General features: G+C 71.7%; 19 protein-coding genes and 1 tRNA gene. 11 read left to right on the forward strand and 9 right to left on the reverse strand.

Going from position 1 to position 15,923, the window contains the following annotated elements:
• Nucleotides 1-80 precede the first annotated feature (80 nt).
• Nucleotides 81-1,445: a pyridoxal phosphate-dependent decarboxylase family protein gene (locus ACIRPX_RS38570; RefSeq protein WP_404204173.1), complete on the reverse strand. Its 1,365-nt coding sequence runs from the start codon at nucleotides 1,443-1,445 to the stop codon at nucleotides 81-83.
• A 111-nt stretch (nucleotides 1,446-1,556) separates the two neighbouring features.
• On the opposite strand from ACIRPX_RS38570, the gene ACIRPX_RS38575 reads away from it, so the two are divergent.
• Entirely contained in the window at nucleotides 1,557-2,045 is a 489-nt protein-coding gene (locus ACIRPX_RS38575; RefSeq protein WP_404204175.1) for a MarR family winged helix-turn-helix transcriptional regulator, read from the forward strand.
• A gap of 127 nt (nucleotides 2,046-2,172) precedes the next feature.
• On the opposite strand, the gene ACIRPX_RS38580 is transcribed toward ACIRPX_RS38575, so the two are convergent.
• The 7 genes from ACIRPX_RS38580 to ACIRPX_RS38610 all read right to left on the reverse strand — a co-directional run bounded on the left by ACIRPX_RS38580 (nucleotide 2,173) and on the right by ACIRPX_RS38610 (nucleotide 9,553).
• Nucleotides 2,173-3,063, reverse strand: a complete 891-nt coding sequence (locus ACIRPX_RS38580; RefSeq protein WP_404204177.1) for a carbohydrate ABC transporter permease — start codon at nucleotides 3,061-3,063, stop codon at nucleotides 2,173-2,175.
• Nucleotides 3,060-4,037 (reverse strand): carbohydrate ABC transporter permease, encoded by a 978-nt coding sequence (locus ACIRPX_RS38585; protein ID WP_404204179.1) that lies wholly within the window; start codon nucleotides 4,035-4,037, stop codon nucleotides 3,060-3,062. Before ACIRPX_RS38585 ends, ACIRPX_RS38580 begins: the two co-directional genes overlap by 4 nt.
• A gap of 8 nt (nucleotides 4,038-4,045) precedes the next feature.
• Nucleotides 4,046-5,377 carry an ABC transporter substrate-binding protein gene (locus ACIRPX_RS38590; protein WP_404204181.1) on the reverse strand — a complete coding sequence of 444 codons (1,332 nt, stop codon included), beginning with the start codon at nucleotides 5,375-5,377 and terminating at the stop codon, nucleotides 4,046-4,048.
• 271 nt (nucleotides 5,378-5,648) lie between these two features.
• Nucleotides 5,649-6,407, reverse strand: coding sequence for an SDR family NAD(P)-dependent oxidoreductase (locus ACIRPX_RS38595; RefSeq protein ID WP_404204183.1), 759 nt, complete (start codon nucleotides 6,405-6,407; stop codon nucleotides 5,649-5,651).
• Complete coding sequence (locus tag ACIRPX_RS38600; protein WP_404204185.1) at nucleotides 6,404-6,877, reverse strand: cupin domain-containing protein; 474 nt, start codon at nucleotides 6,875-6,877, stop codon at nucleotides 6,404-6,406. The genes ACIRPX_RS38595 and ACIRPX_RS38600 overlap by 4 nt, the downstream gene beginning before the upstream one ends.
• Nucleotides 6,874-7,482 (reverse strand): GNAT family N-acetyltransferase, encoded by a 609-nt coding sequence (locus tag ACIRPX_RS38605; RefSeq protein WP_404204187.1) that lies wholly within the window; start codon nucleotides 7,480-7,482, stop codon nucleotides 6,874-6,876. Before ACIRPX_RS38605 ends, ACIRPX_RS38600 begins: the two co-directional genes overlap by 4 nt.
• Nucleotides 7,475-9,553 carry a penicillin acylase family protein gene (locus tag ACIRPX_RS38610; protein ID WP_404204189.1) on the reverse strand — a complete coding sequence of 693 codons (2,079 nt, stop codon included), beginning with the start codon at nucleotides 9,551-9,553 and terminating at the stop codon, nucleotides 7,475-7,477. Before ACIRPX_RS38610 ends, ACIRPX_RS38605 begins: the two co-directional genes overlap by 8 nt.
• Nucleotides 9,554-9,632: 79 nt before the next feature.
• Here ACIRPX_RS38610 and ACIRPX_RS38615 point away from each other — a divergent pair, with 79 nt between their 5' ends.
• From ACIRPX_RS38615 to ACIRPX_RS38635, 5 genes are all read left to right on the forward strand, one after another.
• Nucleotides 9,633-10,343, forward strand: coding sequence for a siderophore-interacting protein (locus ACIRPX_RS38615; RefSeq protein ID WP_404204191.1), 711 nt, complete (start codon nucleotides 9,633-9,635; stop codon nucleotides 10,341-10,343).
• A 216-nt stretch (nucleotides 10,344-10,559) separates the two neighbouring features.
• Entirely contained in the window at nucleotides 10,560-11,153 is a 594-nt protein-coding gene (locus tag ACIRPX_RS38620) for an HhH-GPD-type base excision DNA repair protein (protein ID WP_404204193.1), read from the forward strand.
• Nucleotides 11,154-11,214: 61 nt separating this feature from the next.
• Complete coding sequence (locus ACIRPX_RS38625; protein ID WP_404204195.1) at nucleotides 11,215-11,871, forward strand: HdeD family acid-resistance protein; 657 nt, start codon at nucleotides 11,215-11,217, stop codon at nucleotides 11,869-11,871.
• A gap of 256 nt (nucleotides 11,872-12,127) precedes the next feature.
• The gene (locus tag ACIRPX_RS38630; RefSeq protein ID WP_003999914.1) at nucleotides 12,128-12,424 is read left to right on the forward strand and encodes a type II toxin-antitoxin system VapB family antitoxin; all 297 of its coding nucleotides are present in this window, start codon (nucleotides 12,128-12,130) and stop codon (nucleotides 12,422-12,424) included.
• Between the two features lie 113 nt (nucleotides 12,425-12,537).
• On the forward strand, nucleotides 12,538-13,188 hold the full coding sequence (locus ACIRPX_RS38635; RefSeq protein WP_404204197.1) for a LytR C-terminal domain-containing protein: 651 nt from the start codon (nucleotides 12,538-12,540) through the stop codon (nucleotides 13,186-13,188).
• A 97-nt stretch (nucleotides 13,189-13,285) separates the two neighbouring features.
• Here the strand turns inward: ACIRPX_RS38635 and upp are convergent, their stop codons facing one another.
• Nucleotides 13,286-13,921: a uracil phosphoribosyltransferase gene (upp, locus tag ACIRPX_RS38640; RefSeq protein ID WP_404204199.1), complete on the reverse strand. Its 636-nt coding sequence runs from the start codon at nucleotides 13,919-13,921 to the stop codon at nucleotides 13,286-13,288.
• Between the two features lie 96 nt (nucleotides 13,922-14,017).
• On the opposite strand from upp, the gene ACIRPX_RS38645 reads away from it, so the two are divergent.
• From ACIRPX_RS38645 to ACIRPX_RS38665, 5 genes are all read left to right on the forward strand, one after another.
• The gene (locus ACIRPX_RS38645; RefSeq protein ID WP_404204201.1) at nucleotides 14,018-14,212 is read left to right on the forward strand and encodes a hypothetical protein; all 195 of its coding nucleotides are present in this window, start codon (nucleotides 14,018-14,020) and stop codon (nucleotides 14,210-14,212) included.
• Between the two features lie 240 nt (nucleotides 14,213-14,452).
• The gene (locus ACIRPX_RS38650) at nucleotides 14,453-14,980 is read left to right on the forward strand and encodes a hypothetical protein (protein ID WP_404204298.1); all 528 of its coding nucleotides are present in this window, start codon (nucleotides 14,453-14,455) and stop codon (nucleotides 14,978-14,980) included.
• 59 nt (nucleotides 14,981-15,039) lie between these two features.
• A complete protein-coding gene (tadA, locus tag ACIRPX_RS38655) occupies nucleotides 15,040-15,465 on the forward strand; it encodes a tRNA adenosine(34) deaminase TadA (protein WP_404204300.1) in 426 nt (141 codons plus the stop codon).
• A gap of 67 nt (nucleotides 15,466-15,532) precedes the next feature.
• Nucleotides 15,533-15,617, forward strand: a tRNA-Ser gene (locus ACIRPX_RS38660).
• 85 nt (nucleotides 15,618-15,702) lie between these two features.
• On the forward strand, nucleotides 15,703-15,879 hold the full coding sequence (locus tag ACIRPX_RS38665; protein ID WP_404204203.1) for a hypothetical protein: 177 nt from the start codon (nucleotides 15,703-15,705) through the stop codon (nucleotides 15,877-15,879).
• Nucleotides 15,880-15,923 lie beyond the last annotated feature (44 nt).

A 15,923-nucleotide genomic window follows, 5' to 3' on the forward strand; every position in this document is an offset into this window, starting at 1 on the left:
AACGTACTGTGGGCCCTGATCCGTGACGGACGGCGCTACCAAGACGGACTCCCAGTCACATAGGCGGCTTGACAACGTCATTAGGAGGTGCGGGCCAGCCGTTCGACGCGGTCGTGCAGGTGCGGCACGTAGTCCTCGGACTCCGGCTTCATCAGGACGCTGCGCAGGATGCGGGCCGCGTCGGCGTCCGCGGTGACCTTCGGATGGCGGGCCGTGAACGCCTCGCGGCCCGCCGTGAAGGTGCTGAGGAAGACGGGGTCGGGGCCGGTCATGCCGTCCGCCAGGACGCGGGCGGAGGCCGCGTCGACGCCGGTGAGGGACGCGGGCTCGACGGCCGGGAAGTAGGTGACGATGTCCAGCTCGGGCGGCTGGTAGAGCTCCAGGGCGTCGGACGCCTCGATCAGTTCCGCCCAGCCGAGGGCGGCCCGGCGGCCCGCGGCGAGGACGCGGCCGAGCCCTTCGGGGGTGGGCGGCAGGAGCCGGAGGGTCAGCCAGAGGCCGGCCGCCGCGGCACCGGCGCGCGAGCACTCCAGGCTGATCTCGCCGAGGTGCAGCTCGGACGAGGTGAAGTAGGTGTACGGCGAGTCGTGCAGGTAGAAGCGGCCCACCTCCGGGTCGCGGAAGAGGACGGCGCCGCAGCCGTAGGGCTGCAGGCCGTGCTTGTGCGGGTCGACGACGACCGAGTCGGCCCGCGCGATCGCCCGCCAGGGCTCGGGCGGCAGGCCCTCGGGGCCGTCGGCGCCGGCGAGCAGCGTGAAGAAGCCCCCGTAGGCGGCGTCCACGTGGACGCGGACGCCGTGGCGCTCGGCGAGGGGCAGCGCCTCGTGGACGGGGTCGACGGCGCCGAGCCCGGTGGTGCCGGTGGTGAGGACGACCGTGCCGACCTCGCCGGTGCGCAGGACCTCCTCCAGCGCGTCGAGGTCCATGCGGCCCCGGGCGTCGGTGCGCACGGAATGGCTGCGCATGCCGAGGACGTGACACATGCGGCCGTGCGTGTAGTGGGCGTCGGCGCTGTGCGCGACGCCGCGGCCGGGGTGCAGTTCGCGGGCGACGAAGAGCGCTTCGAGGTTGGCGATCGTGCCGCTGGTGGTGAGGTGGCCGAGGTGCGTGTCGTAGCCGAACATCGCGGCGAGCCGGGCGACCGCCTCGCGTTCCATCGCGGCGGTGGCCGGACCGCCGTCCAGGGCGTGGTTGTTGGGGTTGATCAGCATCGCCGTGAGGTGGCCGACCACCGCGGCGGGGTGCGGGGGCTTCAGCATCTGGCCCGCGTAGCGCGGGTGGAAGAAGGGGTAGTTGTCCACGAGCCGCTCCGTGAACTCCGCGTAGGCCGACGCGAAGCGGGCGTCGTCCACCGCCAGGGACGGGTGGGTCCGGTAGGGGCCGAAGGTGTCGGCCCAGTCCTCGACGGCCTCGGTGGCCCGGCCGAGCCAGTGCTGCAGATCCATGGCGTCTCCCTCGCGCTCGCGGCTGTGGCGTCCACCGTAGGATTTAATTGACTAGTCAGCAATTGATTGGTCAGCAATTGAGACGGCAGTGGGTGCAGTAGGGTCACCGCGATGAACGACACTTCCCGGCACCATGACGATGCCGCCGCCCGGGCGGCCGGCAGCCCGCTCGTGCGGGACTTCGGCCTGCTGATCAGGTCCGCGACCCGTCTGGAACGGCGCATCGACAGTGCGCTGCGGCGGGAGTGCGGGATGAGCCACACCATGCTGGAGGTGCTGATACGGCTCTGCCGCCGGCCCGGTGAGGAGGTCTCGCAACGGCAGCTGGCCGACGACCTCACCCTGACCAGCAGCGGGACCACGCGGCTGATCGACCGCATGGAGGAGGCCGGACTCGTCCGGCGCGTCCCGTCCCCCGGAGACCGGCGGGTGGCCCTGGTGGAACCGACCGCCGAGGGACGCACGGCGTTCCTCGGCGCCGCCGCCGTCCACGCCCGCGTGGTGGAGGAGTACTTCGTCCAACCGCTGACGGCCGACGACTACGCCCGCCTCACCGGCGCGCTGGGCCGGATCGACAGGGCCCTGCGCGAGGCGGACTGACGGGCGGCCGGGCGGGAACGGGGCGGGACGCGGTCGTGGCGTACGGCCGCGACCGCGTCCCGGCCGTGTCCCGGACGTGCCCGGCGGTGAGGGCGGTGTGCGGCCGTCGGTCCGGCCGCCGGCGGGCTCAGCCCTTGTTGGCCCCCAGGGTCAGGCCGCTGACGAACTGCCGCTGCAGGACGAAGTACACGATCAGGGTCGGGATCGCGGTGAGCAGGGCGCCGGCGGCGACCAGGTTGGGGTCGGTGAAGTACTGGCCGGAGAGGTTGTTCAGGGCCGAGGTGATCGGCATGTTCTCGCCGGTGGAGATCAGGACGATGGCCCAGAAGAAGTCGTTGTAGATCCAGATGGACAGCAGGGTGGCCAGGGCCGCCATCGCCGGCTTGCACAGCGGCAGCACGATCTGCCAGTACATGCGCCACACCGAGGCGCCGTCGACCAGGGCCGCCTCCGTCAGCTCGTGCGGCAGCATGCGCATGTAGTTGCTCAGCACGAAGGCGCAGAAGCCGGACTGGAACGCCACGTGGATGAGCACCAGGCCGAGCGCGGAGTCGTAGAGCTTGCCGCTGGCCGTGACGCCCGGCAGGTCGATCAGCAGGTACATCCGGTACAGCGGGGTGATGATGACCTGCTGCGGCAGCAGGTTGCCGGCCGTGAACACCAGCAGCAGGAAGAGGTTGAGCCGGAAGTCGAAGCGGCTGACGTAGAACGCGACCATCGACGACAACAGCAGCGTGAGCAGCACGGCCGGAACCGCGATGATCAGCGTGTTGGCGAAGTAGTGCATCATGTCCGACTGCTCGAACGCGTTCTTGAAGTTGTCGAAGCTCAGCTTGTCCGGCCAGGAGACGTAGCCCTTGCTGCTGGTCTCCGAGTAGGGGCGCAGTGCCGCGAAGACCGCCCACAGCAGCGGGGCGAGCCAGGCCAGCGAGGTGACGACGAGGAACACGTGCAGCAGCACGCGGGCCGGGCGGACCGGGGTGCGCTGTCGGCCGAGCGCGGCGGCGGGTGTGGTCATGCGCGCCGCTCCTTCCGGAAGGTCGCGATCAGGTACGGGATGATGACCGCGAGGGAGATGACCAGCAGGACGACGGCGATCGCGGATCCGTAACCGATCCGGCTGGACTCGCCGATGATGTTGTTGGTGATCAGGATCGACAGCAACTCGGTGCCCTGGGCGCCCTTGTTGAAGACGAAGACCAGGTCGAAGGCGCGCAGCGCCTCGATGATGGTGACCACCAGGACCACGGTGTTGGTGGGCCGCAGCGTCGGGAAGATGACGTTCCTGAACGTCTGCCACTCGTTGGCGCCGTCCAGCGACGAGGCCTCGCGCAGGGAGGGGTCGACGCCCTTCAGGCCGGCCAGGTAGAGGATCATCATGTAGCCGGTGTGCCGCCAGGAGGCGGCGACCAGAACGGCCCACAGGTTCAGGTGCGGGTCACCGATCCAGTCGATGTAGTGGCCGGGCTTGTTGGCCCCGATGATGCTGTTGATCAGGCCGGTGTCGGGGTTGTAGACGAGCTGCCAGACGAAGCCGGTGACCGCCAGCGAGACCACGACCGGCAGGAAGAACGCGGTCTGGTAGACGCGGCTGAAGCGGATCCTCTTGTCCAGCTGGACGGCGAGGAACAGCCCCATCGGTGTCGGGATCAGGATGAGCACGACGAACCAGATGATGTTGTGCTCGACCGCGGGCCAGAACTGCGGGTTGTCGGAGAACAGCTGCTTGAAGTTGTCCAGCCCCACCCACTTGATGGCATCGAAGCCGATGCCGTCCCAGGTGGTGAAGGCCAGGGCGATCGAGGCGAAGGCGGTGACCCAGACCAGGGTCACGTGCAGGACCGTGGGCACGCCCGCCATGACGGCGAGCGTGATGCGGTCGCGGCGGGTCAGCAGGCGCTTGTGCCCCTGCGCGGCCCGCTTCTCAGGCGCACGGCCCGGAGGCGGCACGGCTGCCGCCTCCGGGCTCTTCGTGTTGGTGTCGGTGCTCATCCGGGCGCTCACGACGACGCGAAGATCGTCTTCTTCTGGCGCTCGATCGAGGACAGCAGGCTGTCGATGCCCTTCGGGTTCTGCAGGAACTTCTGCAGGCCGGGCTGCATCACCGTGGAGGTGAAGTCCGGCCGGGAGTCGCGGTCCATGAACTGGGTGAGGTTCTTGGCGCCGCTGATCATGGTGTACGCCTTCTTCTGCAACGGCGTGTACGAGGAGGTGTCGGCCTTGCTGGACGCGGCCACCACACTGGAGTCGGCCTTGAGGTAGATCTGCTCGGCCTCCGGCGTGCCCAGGTACTCCATGAGCTTGACGACGCCCGCGTGGTTCTTCGGGGACTTGCTGACCATGAAGCCGTCGGTGGGCGCCTCCACGGTCTCCTGGCCGTAGGCGGAGTTGATCTCCGGGAAGGCGAAGAAGTCGAGGTCGTCGAGGTCGGCCTTGTTGGTGAACTGCTGGGCCACGAACGAGCCGAGGACGTACATGCCCGCCTTCTTCGCCACCAGGCCCTGCGCGGCGTCCTGCCAGGTGCGGCCCATGAAGCCGTCCTGGTGGTAGGGGAGGATCTCGCTCCAGTGGTCGAAGACCGCCTTGACCTTGGCGTCGGTCCAGGAGGCCTTGCCCGCCATCAGGGACTTGTGGAAGTCGTAGCCGTTGAGGCGGAAGTTGATCTGGTCGAAGGTGCCCATGGCCGGCCAGGCGTCCTTGTCGCCGAAGGCGATCGGGACCAGGCCGTCCTTCTTCATCTGCTTGCACAGGGCGACGAACTTGTCCCAGGTGGTGGGCACCTCGTAGCCGTGCTGCTGGAACACGCTCTTGCGGTAGAAGATCGCCCACGGGTACGTGTACAGCGGGACGAAGTAGTACTTGCCGTCCTCGCCCTTGCTGAGCTGCTTCATGGCGTCGGGGAAGTTGCCGCCGATCTTCTGCCACACGTCGTCGATCGGCGAGGCGAGCTTCTTGGCCGCGAAGAACTGCATGCGGTACCCGGCGAACCAGGTGAACACGTCGTCCGGCGTGCCCTGCAGATACGAGTTGATCTGCTCCTGGAAGGTGTTGTGGTCCTTGGTGTTCACGTCGACCGTGATGCCGGACTGCTTCTTGAAGGCCGCGTAGATCTCGGCGAAGGCCTTCTTCGGCACCGCGTCCGAGGCGTTGGAGCCGAGACTGACGGTCTTGGGGTCGGATGAGCTGCCGCTGCCGCCGCAGGCGCTCAACAGGGGTATGCCGGCACCCGCGAGGAGGGCGGCGCCACCCGCGCCGCGCAGCAGGCTGCGGCGGCTGGGCGAAGGGAGCTCACGGCTGGAACGAGAGTGACCCGAGGGGGAGAGGTCTGACATAACGGCTCCTGAGGACAGGGTTTCGGTCACGGCTGCGCCACATCGAAAGCATTCGAAACCGACCAGAAATCAACTCGACCGAACATCGTGGCGGTAATAACAGCCCCATATCCGGTCATCGGTCAAGAGCTGCCCATGAGCTTTGTGGAAACGTAACCGACACACTTGCGATCGTTGCGTTCGAGGACCCGAACATACGGCTACGTAAGGTGCCTAACTGGATACGCACGGCCTCGGCCGCCGTCACCGGCCGAGGCCGGCCGCGGTGTGCTCACCACGTCGGCCGCGCGGTCACGCCGCCGTCCACCACCAGGTCGTGGCCGGTCACCCAGGACGCGAGCCGCGAGGCCAGGAACACGCAGGCGTCCCCGACGTCCTCCGCCCGCCCGAGCCGCCCGAGCGGAACCGCCTCCTGCCAGCGCCGCACCCCCTCCGGCCAGGCCCGCTCCAGTCCGTCGCGCCGGATCAGGCCGGGCGAGACGGTGTTGACGCGGATGCCGCACGCGCCGTACTCCAGGGCCGCCGCCCGGGCGTGCATCACGACCGCCGCCTTGGACGCGCTGTAGTGCGCGTGCAGGGCCGCCGGCTGCCGTCCCTCGATGGAGGCGATGTGCGTCACACTGCCGCCGCCGCGCTCCCGCATGACCTCGGCGGCGGCCTGCGTGCAGGCGAAGACGCTCGACAGGTTGGTGTCGACGACCGCCCGCCACTCGACCGCCGTCATCCCGGGCAGTTCCCGGGTGGGCTGCACCCCGGCGTTGTTGACCAGCGCGTGCAGTCCGCCGCCCCATTCGGCGGCCTCCCCCACCACCCGGCGGCAGGCGTCCTCGTCGGTGAGGTCGGCCCGCAGGACGACGGCCCGGCCGCCCGACTCCTCGATCCGCGCGGCCAGTTCGCGGGTCCGCGCCAGCGCGGTGCGGCAGTGCAGCGCGACCGCGGCACCCTCCTGCGCGAATCTGAGGGCGATGCTCCGTCCGATGCCGCCGCCCGCGCCCGTGACCAGGGCGGTCTGTCCGTCGAGAAGACTCATGGCCGGGACAGTTGCAGAATCAGGGCGGCCCGGTCCGGATACCGCGCCGTGAGCTCGGCCGCGTCCCCGTGCTCGTACCCCTCGAAGGTGAATCCGGGCGCCATGGTGCAGCCGAAGAACGTCCACGCCCCGCCCGCGGCGACCCGCCCGCCCATCCAGGTCCCGGCGGGCACGGTGAGCTGCGGGTGCTGGCCGCCGAGGACGTCCGGGCCGAGCACGGCCGCGGCGGACGAGCCGTCGGGGGCGAGGAGCAGCAGGTCCAGCGGGTCGCCGAGGTAGTGGTGCCAGATCTCGTCGGCGGGCAGGCGGTGCAGGGCCGAGAAGTCGCCGGCGGTCAGCAGGGCGATGATCGCCGAGCCCTCCGGCCGTCCGTCGGGCCGCTCGGGGCCCGCCCACGTGCGGCGGTACAGGCCGCCCTCGCGGGGCAGGGGCTCCAGTCCGTAGTGGGCGACGAGGTCTTCGGGCGTCACCCGGGGAAGGCTACCTCCCGCCGCAGGAACGCCAGTTGAGCGTGCTTCTCGGGCAGGTGCACGTCGGGGACGTCGATCTCGGGCAGTACGACCACCGGGCCGGCCTCGAAGCCCTGGCGCAGGAAGCGGGCGACCGCCTTCTCGTTGCGCACGTCGGGGTCGACCACCACCCGGCGCCGGTCCAGCACCCGCAGCACGTACGAGGCGACGGCGGCCAGCAGCGCCGCCGACCAGCCGGGGCGCGCGCCGTCCGCCCCCGCGGGCGCGATCAGCAGATGGACGCCGATGTCGCCCTCGCGCACCGCGTAGCATCCGCCGACGCGGTCGGCCGCCGGTTCGTAGGTCTGCAGCAGCGCCGCCGGCACCCCGTCCTTGACGACCAGGAAGGCGTGATGGGTGTCGAGGGTGTCCATGTGCCGGTAGATCTCCTCGACCTGGTCGCGGCCGAGGCCGTTCATGCCCCAGAACACGGCCCGCTCCGCGCTCACCCAGGTGTGCAGCACGGGGGCGTCGGCCCCGGCGTCGAGGGGCAGGACGCGGACGGTGCCGAAGCCGTCGACGTGCTGCTCGTGGACGGCGGTCCGGTCGGCGTACGGGTCAGACATCGCTCTCCTTGGTGAGCCGGCCGAAGTCGGTGACGACCGGGACGAGATCCCCCTTGAGCCACAAGGGGAGCTGATCACGGTGGTGGGGCGAGCCGGGCACCCCGGACGCCCCGAAGGGCACCACCCAGCGGCTGTCCTCGCGCCGCGCCAGGTCCCACACGTAACGGGCGGCGGGCCCGCGCGCGCTCCGTGCGCTCAGGCCGGGCACGGCGGAGGTGCACAGCACACAGTCGTGGTCGCCGGACAGACCCGGTTCCTCGTAGGAGGTGGCGGGGAGCGCCCGCCAGGGGGCGAGGCGGTGGACGTCGCCCCAGGTCCCGGCGGGCGGCCCGGCGGCCACCTCCTCCAGGGCGCCCCGCACCACGGCCGGCCGGTCGACGCCGTACAGCTCCTCGGCCCGCAGCAGGTGTTCGAGCGCGAAGGCCACCCGGGGGAGCAGGGCGAGCCAGGGCAGGAAGACCTCCGGGTAGGCGGGCGGGACGGCCAGGGCGGCGAACGCCGGGTGAGCGGCGAGATGCCGTACGACCGCGTCGCGCACCGCCGCGTAGCGGGCCGCGTCGGCGCTGCCCGCGTCCATGCGGCGGTCCCAGCCCAGCAGCCGGTCGCGCAGGGCGGCGGCGCCCGGGGACAGGTCCTTCAGGGCCGCCAGGCGGTCCAGCAGCGGGCCGGCGGAGGCGAGGTGGGTGTCCATGTGGAGGGCGGGCATGTCGCCGGAGGCCCAGTGGTCCTGGTGCGCCAGCAGGGCGGCGATGCGGTCCGCCCGGTGCGGCGGGGCGAACTCGACGCCGAGCGCGGCGGCGAGGCCGCGCTGGTTGGCCATCACGGCGACACCGCCGACGACCTCGGCCCGCGGCGCCGGCTCCCAGCCCTCCCACGCGTGCCCGGGCTCCCAGGCGGGCACGAGCCGGGTCCGGTTGGCCTCCGAGCGCGCGGGCACCCGCCCGGCGACCCGGTGCAGCAGCCCGCCCTCGGTGTCGGCGGCCTGCACGACGTTGACCGGCTCGACCCACCGCTCGAGGGCCCGGTCGACATCGGCGACACCCCGGGCGCGCAGCAGGGGCAGGAGCGCGCCGAAGCCGAGGTCGGCGGTGACACGGGGCGGGTGGCGCAGGCTGACCGCGACCGGAGGCGTGCCGGGGACGCCCGCGTCGAGGCCCTCGGGGCCCCCGATCACCACCGGCCCCCGGTCCGTCTCGATCACCTCGACCTCGACCGGGTCCTCGCCCGCCACCTCGACGGTCTCCGTGTGCCGGGCGGCGCGGCGCCAGCCGCCGTCCGGGCCGAGGGCCTCGACACCCGCCCCGGTGCGCCGCAGCCGCTCCCGGTACAGGTCCTGGTAGTCGGCCATGGCGTGGGTGACGGCCCAGGCGACCGTGCCGGTGTGGCCGAAGTGGGCGATGCCCGGGACGCCGGGCACGGCGAGGCCGACGACGTCGAACTCCGGGCAGGAGAGGTGGATCTGCTGGTAGACGCCGGGGTCCTCGATGAAGCGGTGCGGGTCGCCCGCGATGACGGCGTGCCCGGTCACGGTCCGTTCGCCGCCCACCAGCCAGCCGTTGGAGCCGGAGGTGCCGGGTCCGTCGGTGGCGAACAGGCCGACGGCCTCCTCCCCCAGATGGCGCGCCGCGGAATCGCGCCAGAGCTTGGCGGGCAGGCCCGCGAACAGGAGGTGCGCGGCGAGCCAGACGCCGAGCGGGGTCCAGGGCTCCCAGCGGCCGGGGGTCAGGCCGGCGGCCGCGAACTCGGGCGCCACGGCGGCCGTCAGCTCCTCGTTGACCCCCTCGGCGTACGCCCGCACCCAGTCGGCGGTCTCGGGGTCCCGCCGCCGCAGGGCGGCGAAGCAGCGGCGGGCGGTGTCGTCGAGGCGGGCCCGCCGCACGAGCACGTCCCAGGGCAGCGCCCCGGTGCCGAGGAAGGAGGCCGAGGTGCCCCGCGCGCGGTGCCGTTCGACCTCCATCTGCCAGGCACGGTCGCGGGCGGTGACACGGCCCTGGGCGCGGGCGAGTTCGCGGGCGCTGTCGGCCCGCAGGTGGGGGATGCCCCACGCGTCTCGGTAGATCTCGGTCGGCACCCTGTGACCCCTCTGCATTTTAGGTTAGCCTCACCTAAGTAAATCGATGCCGGAAGCGTACGTGAAGGGTGGAGAGGGCATGGCGCAGGGTCGGGGCTGGGAGGGCACGGTCCTCCGGCTGATGCGGGCGAAGGACTTCACCCTGACCGTCACCCGGGCCGAGGACGTCACGCCGCGCTACCGGCGGCTGCGCCTGGCCGACGGCGGACTGCTCGCCGCGACCGGCATCCATCCCGCCATGTGGGTCCGGCTGTGGTTCACCCACACGGGCCGACCGCACCAGCGGGCGTACACGCTGGTCGACCCGGACCCGGCGGCCGGCGCCTTCTCGCTGGAGTTCGCCCTGCACGAGGGCGCCGCCGGCGACTGGGCACGGGCCGCGCGGCCCGGCGACACCATCGAGGCGACCGTCCAGGGCACCCGCTTCGAGGAGCCGGCGCCCGCGCCCACGCACGTCCTCGCGGTCGGCGACCCGGCCGCGCTGCCCGCGATCAACTCCGTGCTGGACGCCTTCGATCCGGTCCCGGCGACGATCTGGTTCGCGGACGGCCGGCCCGATCTGCCCTTCCGCACCGACGCCGCCCGACACGACCTGCGGCACGTCTCGCGCGGGGAACTCCCCGACCGCGTCCGCGCCGAACTCCCCGGGATCCTGTCGGGCACCGCGCACCCCTACGTGTGGATCACCAGCGACACCCGCACGACCCGGACCCTGTCCGCGTACGTCCGCAGGGAACTGGGCGTCCCCCGGGACCGGGTGCACGCGCTGGGGTACTGGCGGGCGGACTGACCACACGGTCTTCCGCGTGCGCCGCGTGCGCCGCGTGCGCCGCGTGTCCCGGGTGTCCCGGGTGTCCCGGGTGTCCCGGGTGTCCCGGGGGCGGCCCGCGGACCCGCCCGCCGTCGCCGGTGAGCGCGGGGCGCGCACGGCGTCAAGGGCTGGCGCGGCGCGGTGCCCGCCGCGCTCACATGGAGCTCCGCCCCCCGCCGGGGGATGATCGGGGGCATGGACGTCACCCTTCACCTCGCCCAGGACCCCGCGGCCGACGCACTCCTCGGGCGCTCCCCGCTCGCCGCGCTCACCGGGATGCTGCTGGACCAGCAGGTCCCGATGGAGTGGGCGTTCAAGGGCCCGCGCACGATCGCGGACCGGCTCGGCGCCGACGACCTGGACGCGCACGACATCGCCGTCATGGACCCCGAGGCCTTCGGCGCGCTGCTGTCCGAGAAGCCGGCCGTGCACCGCTACCCGGGCTCCATGGCCAAGCGCGTCCAGCAGCTGTGCCAGTACCTCGTGGAGCACTACGACGGCAACGCCGAGCTCGTCTGGAAGGGCGTGAGCGACGGCCGGGAGCTGCTGAAGCGGCTCCAGGAGCTGCCCGGCTTCGGCAAGCAGAAGGCGCAGATCTTCCTGGCGCTGCTCGGCAAGCAGCTGGGGGTGCGCCCCGAGGGCTGGCGCGAGGCGGCCGGCTCGTACGGCGACGCCGGCTCCTTCCGCTCCGTCGCGGACATCACCGGACCGGAGTCGCTGACCAAGGTGCGGGCGTTCAAGCAGGAGACGAAGGCCGCCGCCAAGGCCGCGAAGGCCGCCGGGACGTAGGGCGTCAGCCGACCGGCTCCCCGAAGTGGCGCGGCGCGCGCGGCCGGTTCGAGCATGGAGCATGACAGACCCACCGAACACCTGGGGTCCGGAGCACGACGACCGCACGGTCCACGCCGGAACCGCACCAGGCACCCATGCACCGCAACCGCCCGTCGAGGGTCCTCTGCACGCCCTGTCCCAGGCCGCCTGGCAGGTCGTCCTGCTCACCGGCGTGGCCTCGCTGGTCCTCGGTGTGCTGGTCCTCGTCTGGCCGGGCGCCTCCCTGTTCGCGGCCGGCGTCCTGTTCGGCCTCTACCTGCTGTGCAGCGGTGTCTTCCAGCTGATCGCCGCCTTCGGCACGCACAGAACGACCTCGCTGCGCGTGCTGGCCTTCATCAGCGGCTCCCTGTCGATCCTGCTGGGCCTGTTCTGCTTCCGCGGACCGATGCAGTCGATCCTGCTGCTCGGGCTGTGGATCGGCATCGGCTGGCTCATCCGCGGGATCACCCAGACCCTGGCCGCCCTCCACGACCCGTCCATGCCGGCCCGCGGCTGGCAGATCTTCCTCGGGATCGTCACGTTCGTGGCCGGCATCGTCCTGATCGACTCGCCCTTCCGGTCCGTCGCCGTCCTCACCCTGGTCGGCGGCATCTGGCTGGTCGCGGTCGGTGCCGTCGAGATCATCACGGCGATCCGCATGCGGGGCCGCGCCCGGCGGGTCCCGCGCACCGTGTAGCCGTACGCCGTACGGGTGTATCGCGCCCGCCGGCCGGGAGCCGCGCCGAAGGGACCGATTCCGCGGGGCGGCGGGACCGGCCGGCGCCGGGCCGGAGCACGTCCGGGTGACTCGGAAGCGGTGGCCGGGCGCATGGTCTCGGTGTCACTCATATCGGGCCGCTGTCGCTTTTTGCCCCGTTATGAAACATCTTTTCCAGCGTCGCACTCCGTCTCCATGGCTGCGCCCGGAAGGTCTTGACCGGTAGGCTTTCCGTGTGATCTTCAAGCGCATCGGAAACGGCCGGCCGTACCCCGACCACGGCCGGGAAAGCACCCGGCAGTGGGCGGACGTCGCGCCACGCCCGGTCCGCCTCGATCAGCTCGTCACCACCAAGGGGCAGCTCGACCTGGAGACCCTCCTGGCCGAGGACTCGACCTTCTACGGCGACCTGTTCGCACACGTGGTCAAGTGGCAGGGCGACCTGTATCTCGAGGACGGTCTCCACCGCGCGGTGCGGGCGGCGCTGCAGCAGCGCCAGGTGCTGCACGCGCGCGTGCTCGAACTGGACTGAGACCCCGCCCGGGGGCGTCCCGCCGGTGAGGGCTTGCCCCTTTTGGGTTCACCTGCGCGGACTGCAATGATCATCTAGTAGGCATTGCCGCTCAGGCGCACTACGCTGCGCCCATGAGCATGCTGACTCCCCCGGGCATGGGCGGCAAGTACAAGATCACGGGGGACAAATACCCCCGTATGCGCCAGCGCCGTCGCCGCGGCAAGCTCGTGGCCGCGGTCGTGGCCTCCGTCGCCGCCCTCGCGGTCGCCGCCTGGGGCACCCTGCAGCTCATCGACGTCTTCACCGGCGGCGGCAACAAGGCCTCGGCGGCCGGCACCAAGGCGGACTGCGGTTCCAGGGTGAGCCCGTCGGCCGCCGCCACCGGCGCCAGGGCCGCCGCCGCCCCCAAGCCCGGCCAGATCACGGTGAACGTCTACAACGCCACCACGCGCAGCGGCCTGGCCAAGGCCACGGCGGACGAACTCAAGAAGCGCGGCTTCAAGATCGGCGACGTGGGCAACGCGTCCAAGGAGTACGACAAGAAGATCAAGGGCACGGGGGTGCTGCTGGGCCCCGCGTCCTCCCTCAACAGCTCGCTGCCCGTGCTCGCCACGCAGCTCTCCACCGCCGAGCGCCGCACGGACGCGGCCCGCAAGGGCGCCGACATCGACCTGATCATCGGCGACGGCTTCAAGACCCTCACGGCCGAGCCGGCCGCCGACAAGGCCGTGGCGGCCCTGCAGAACCCGAACCCGACGCCGACGTCGAAGAAGGCCTGCTGAGCAACGCCCCTCAGGGGGCTCGGGGAACGGCGCGGCCGGCCACGACAGACCGGCAGCCGCCCCCACACCCGCACCCCGACGGCGAAACCGGCGAACGCTACTCGGCCGAGCCGTAGAGGCGGTCGCCCGCGTCGCCCAGGCCCGGCACGATGTACCCGTGCTCGTTGAGCCGCTCGTCGACCGCGGCCGTCACCACGGTCACCGGCGTGCCCGCCAGCTCCCGCTCCATCAGCTCGACGCCCTCCGGCGTGGCGAGGAGCACCACGGCCGTCACATCGTCCGCGCCGCGCTTGATCAGCTCCTGGATCGCCGCGACCAGCGTGCCGCCCGTCGCCAGCATCGGGTCGAGGACGTACACCTGGCGCCCCGAGAGGTCCTCGGGCATACGGGAGGCGTACGTGGACGCCTGGAGCGTCTCCTCGTTGCGGATCATGCCCAGGAAGCCCACCTCGGCGGTCGGCAGCAGCCGGACCATGCCGTCCAGCATGCCGAGGCCGGCCCGCAGGATCGGCACCACCAGCGGGCGCGGATGGGAGAGCTTCACGCCGGTGGTCGCGGCGACCGGCGTGACGATGTCGACCTGCTCGGTGCGCACGTCACGCGTGGCCTCGTACGCGAGCAGGGTGACCAGCTCGTCGGCGAGCCGGCGGAAGGTCGCGGAGTCGGTGCGCCGGTCGCGCAGGGTGGTGAGCTTGTGGGCGACCAAGGGGTGGTCGACGACGTGGAGACGCATGCCCTAACAGTAACCGCGCCCCCGTAACCCTTGCGCTGGCATCAAACCACCCATCAGAGGGAAAGTGGGAGGGACGGACCGGGGGATGGTGAGCCGATGCCTGACCTGCCTGAGAGCGAAGCCGACAAGGACGCCTCGCCGGACGAGAACGACGCGGAGCGCCGTCGCCGCAGGGCCCAGTTCCTGCGTGATCTCGCCGAGGCACGCGAACTGCGCGACCGCGTCCAGCCCCGCCGCGCCAAGACCGCCCGCCTGCGCCACGCCATGCGCATGCGCACTTTCCGCTGGTAACTCCGGCCGGGCTCACGGCACGTGGAAGGGCGGCCCTCTGCGCGCCGACGAGGATCGCCGCGTACGATCCCGCTCGTGGTCGATCAAAACGGGCGGACACAGGGAGCCGAAGACGTCCCCTGAAGGCCTTGTTTCTGCCACGATTCCGAGTGGGTGGGCTCGGAGCCCAGCTCTCCCCGCCCAGAACCTCCGCCGGGGGGACCCCCAACCGGCACGCCTATGACCAGTGGGAGAGTCACGGTGTACTTCGCCGCACTGCTCGCGCGCACCGAAGACGGGTGGGAAGCGAGCGACACAGAGCTCGACGATGTGGAAACCCTGTCGGACCTGGCCGACCTCGCCCGGGAAGCCTCGACCGAGGACGACACGGTGCTCGTACTGATCGAGCAGGAAGACGGGTGGTTCGGCGTCGTCCGCGTCGACGGCGAGGACGACCCTCGTATCTACGTCTCGGACGCCGCCGCCGCCGCCCGCAGCAGCTACGGAGAGATCCTGCTCACCGACGAACTGCTCGGAAGGGAGCCCGGCGACGACGGCGCCGACCTGGACTCCCTCGACCTCGACGGCACCGAGGACGGTGAGGACGAGGACGACGGCGACGACGACGGGCCGTCCGCCGAGGCCGTGCCGCACAGCCCCGTCGGCGACGTCGAGATCCTCGACGACCTGGGCGTCAGCGCGAAGGAGCTGCGCATCCTGGACGAGGACGCGCTGAGCGCGATCGCCGAGGCCCTGGGCGCCTCCGAGGTCCTGGAGACCGTCCGCTGACCGCACCGTCGACCGCGGGCGGCACCCCGGACCCGGTGCGCGACCCGTGGCGGGCCGCGATGCGGCGCGCGCTGGACGAGGCCGGACGGGCCGGCGGGGACGTCCCCGTCGGCGCCGTCGTGCTGGCCCCGGACGGCACGACCGTGCTCGCGGCCGGTCACAACGAGCGTGAGGCCACCGGCGATCCGACGGCGCACGCCGAGATCCTCGCGATCCGCCGGGCGGCGGCCGAGCTCGGCGAGTGGCGGCTGTCCGGCTGCACGCTCGTCGTCACCCTGGAGCCCTGCACGATGTGCGCGGGCGCGCTCGTGCAGTCCCGGGTGGACCGCGTCGTCTACGGCGCCCGCGACGAGAAGGCCGGCGCGGCCGGCTCGCTCTGGGACGTCGTCCGCGACCGGCGGCTCAACCACCGCCCCGAGGTGATCGAGGGCGTACTGGCCGAGGAGTGCGCCCGCCTCCTCACCGACTTCTTCCGGTCCCGCTGACCCCTGTCCCCTGCCCCGCCGAATACCGATTTCGGAGCACTGCCCGGCGTGCTGTAAGGTCTCCCTCGGTAGCGTGTCCGAGCGGCCGAAGGAGCTCGCCTCGAAAGCGAGTGTGGCGCAAGTCACCGAGGGTTCAAATCCCTCCGCTACCGCTCTGAAGAAGGGCCCCGTCGAGAGACGGGGCCCTTCGTGCGATCATGTGCGGTCGTTGGGCAACTTGTGACTCGGGAGGCCGCGATGGCGGTGAATGCGAAGAAGATCGCCGTCTATGTGCTCGTGGTCTTCGCCCTGTACGTGATCATCACGGACCCCGCCAAGGCGGCGGACTACGTCCAGATAGGGTTCGAGGGCATCTCGGACGCCGCGAAGGCCATCGGCGACTTCTTCACCTGGCTGGCCAACGGGGCCCAGTAGCCGGTGCCGTGCCGGGCGTCGCGAGCCGGTGAACCTTCCGGGCC

Origin of the sequence: Streptomyces sp. NPDC101225 (assembly GCF_044767585.1) — a bacterium.
GTDB lineage: Bacteria > Actinomycetota > Actinomycetes > Streptomycetales > Streptomycetaceae > Streptomyces.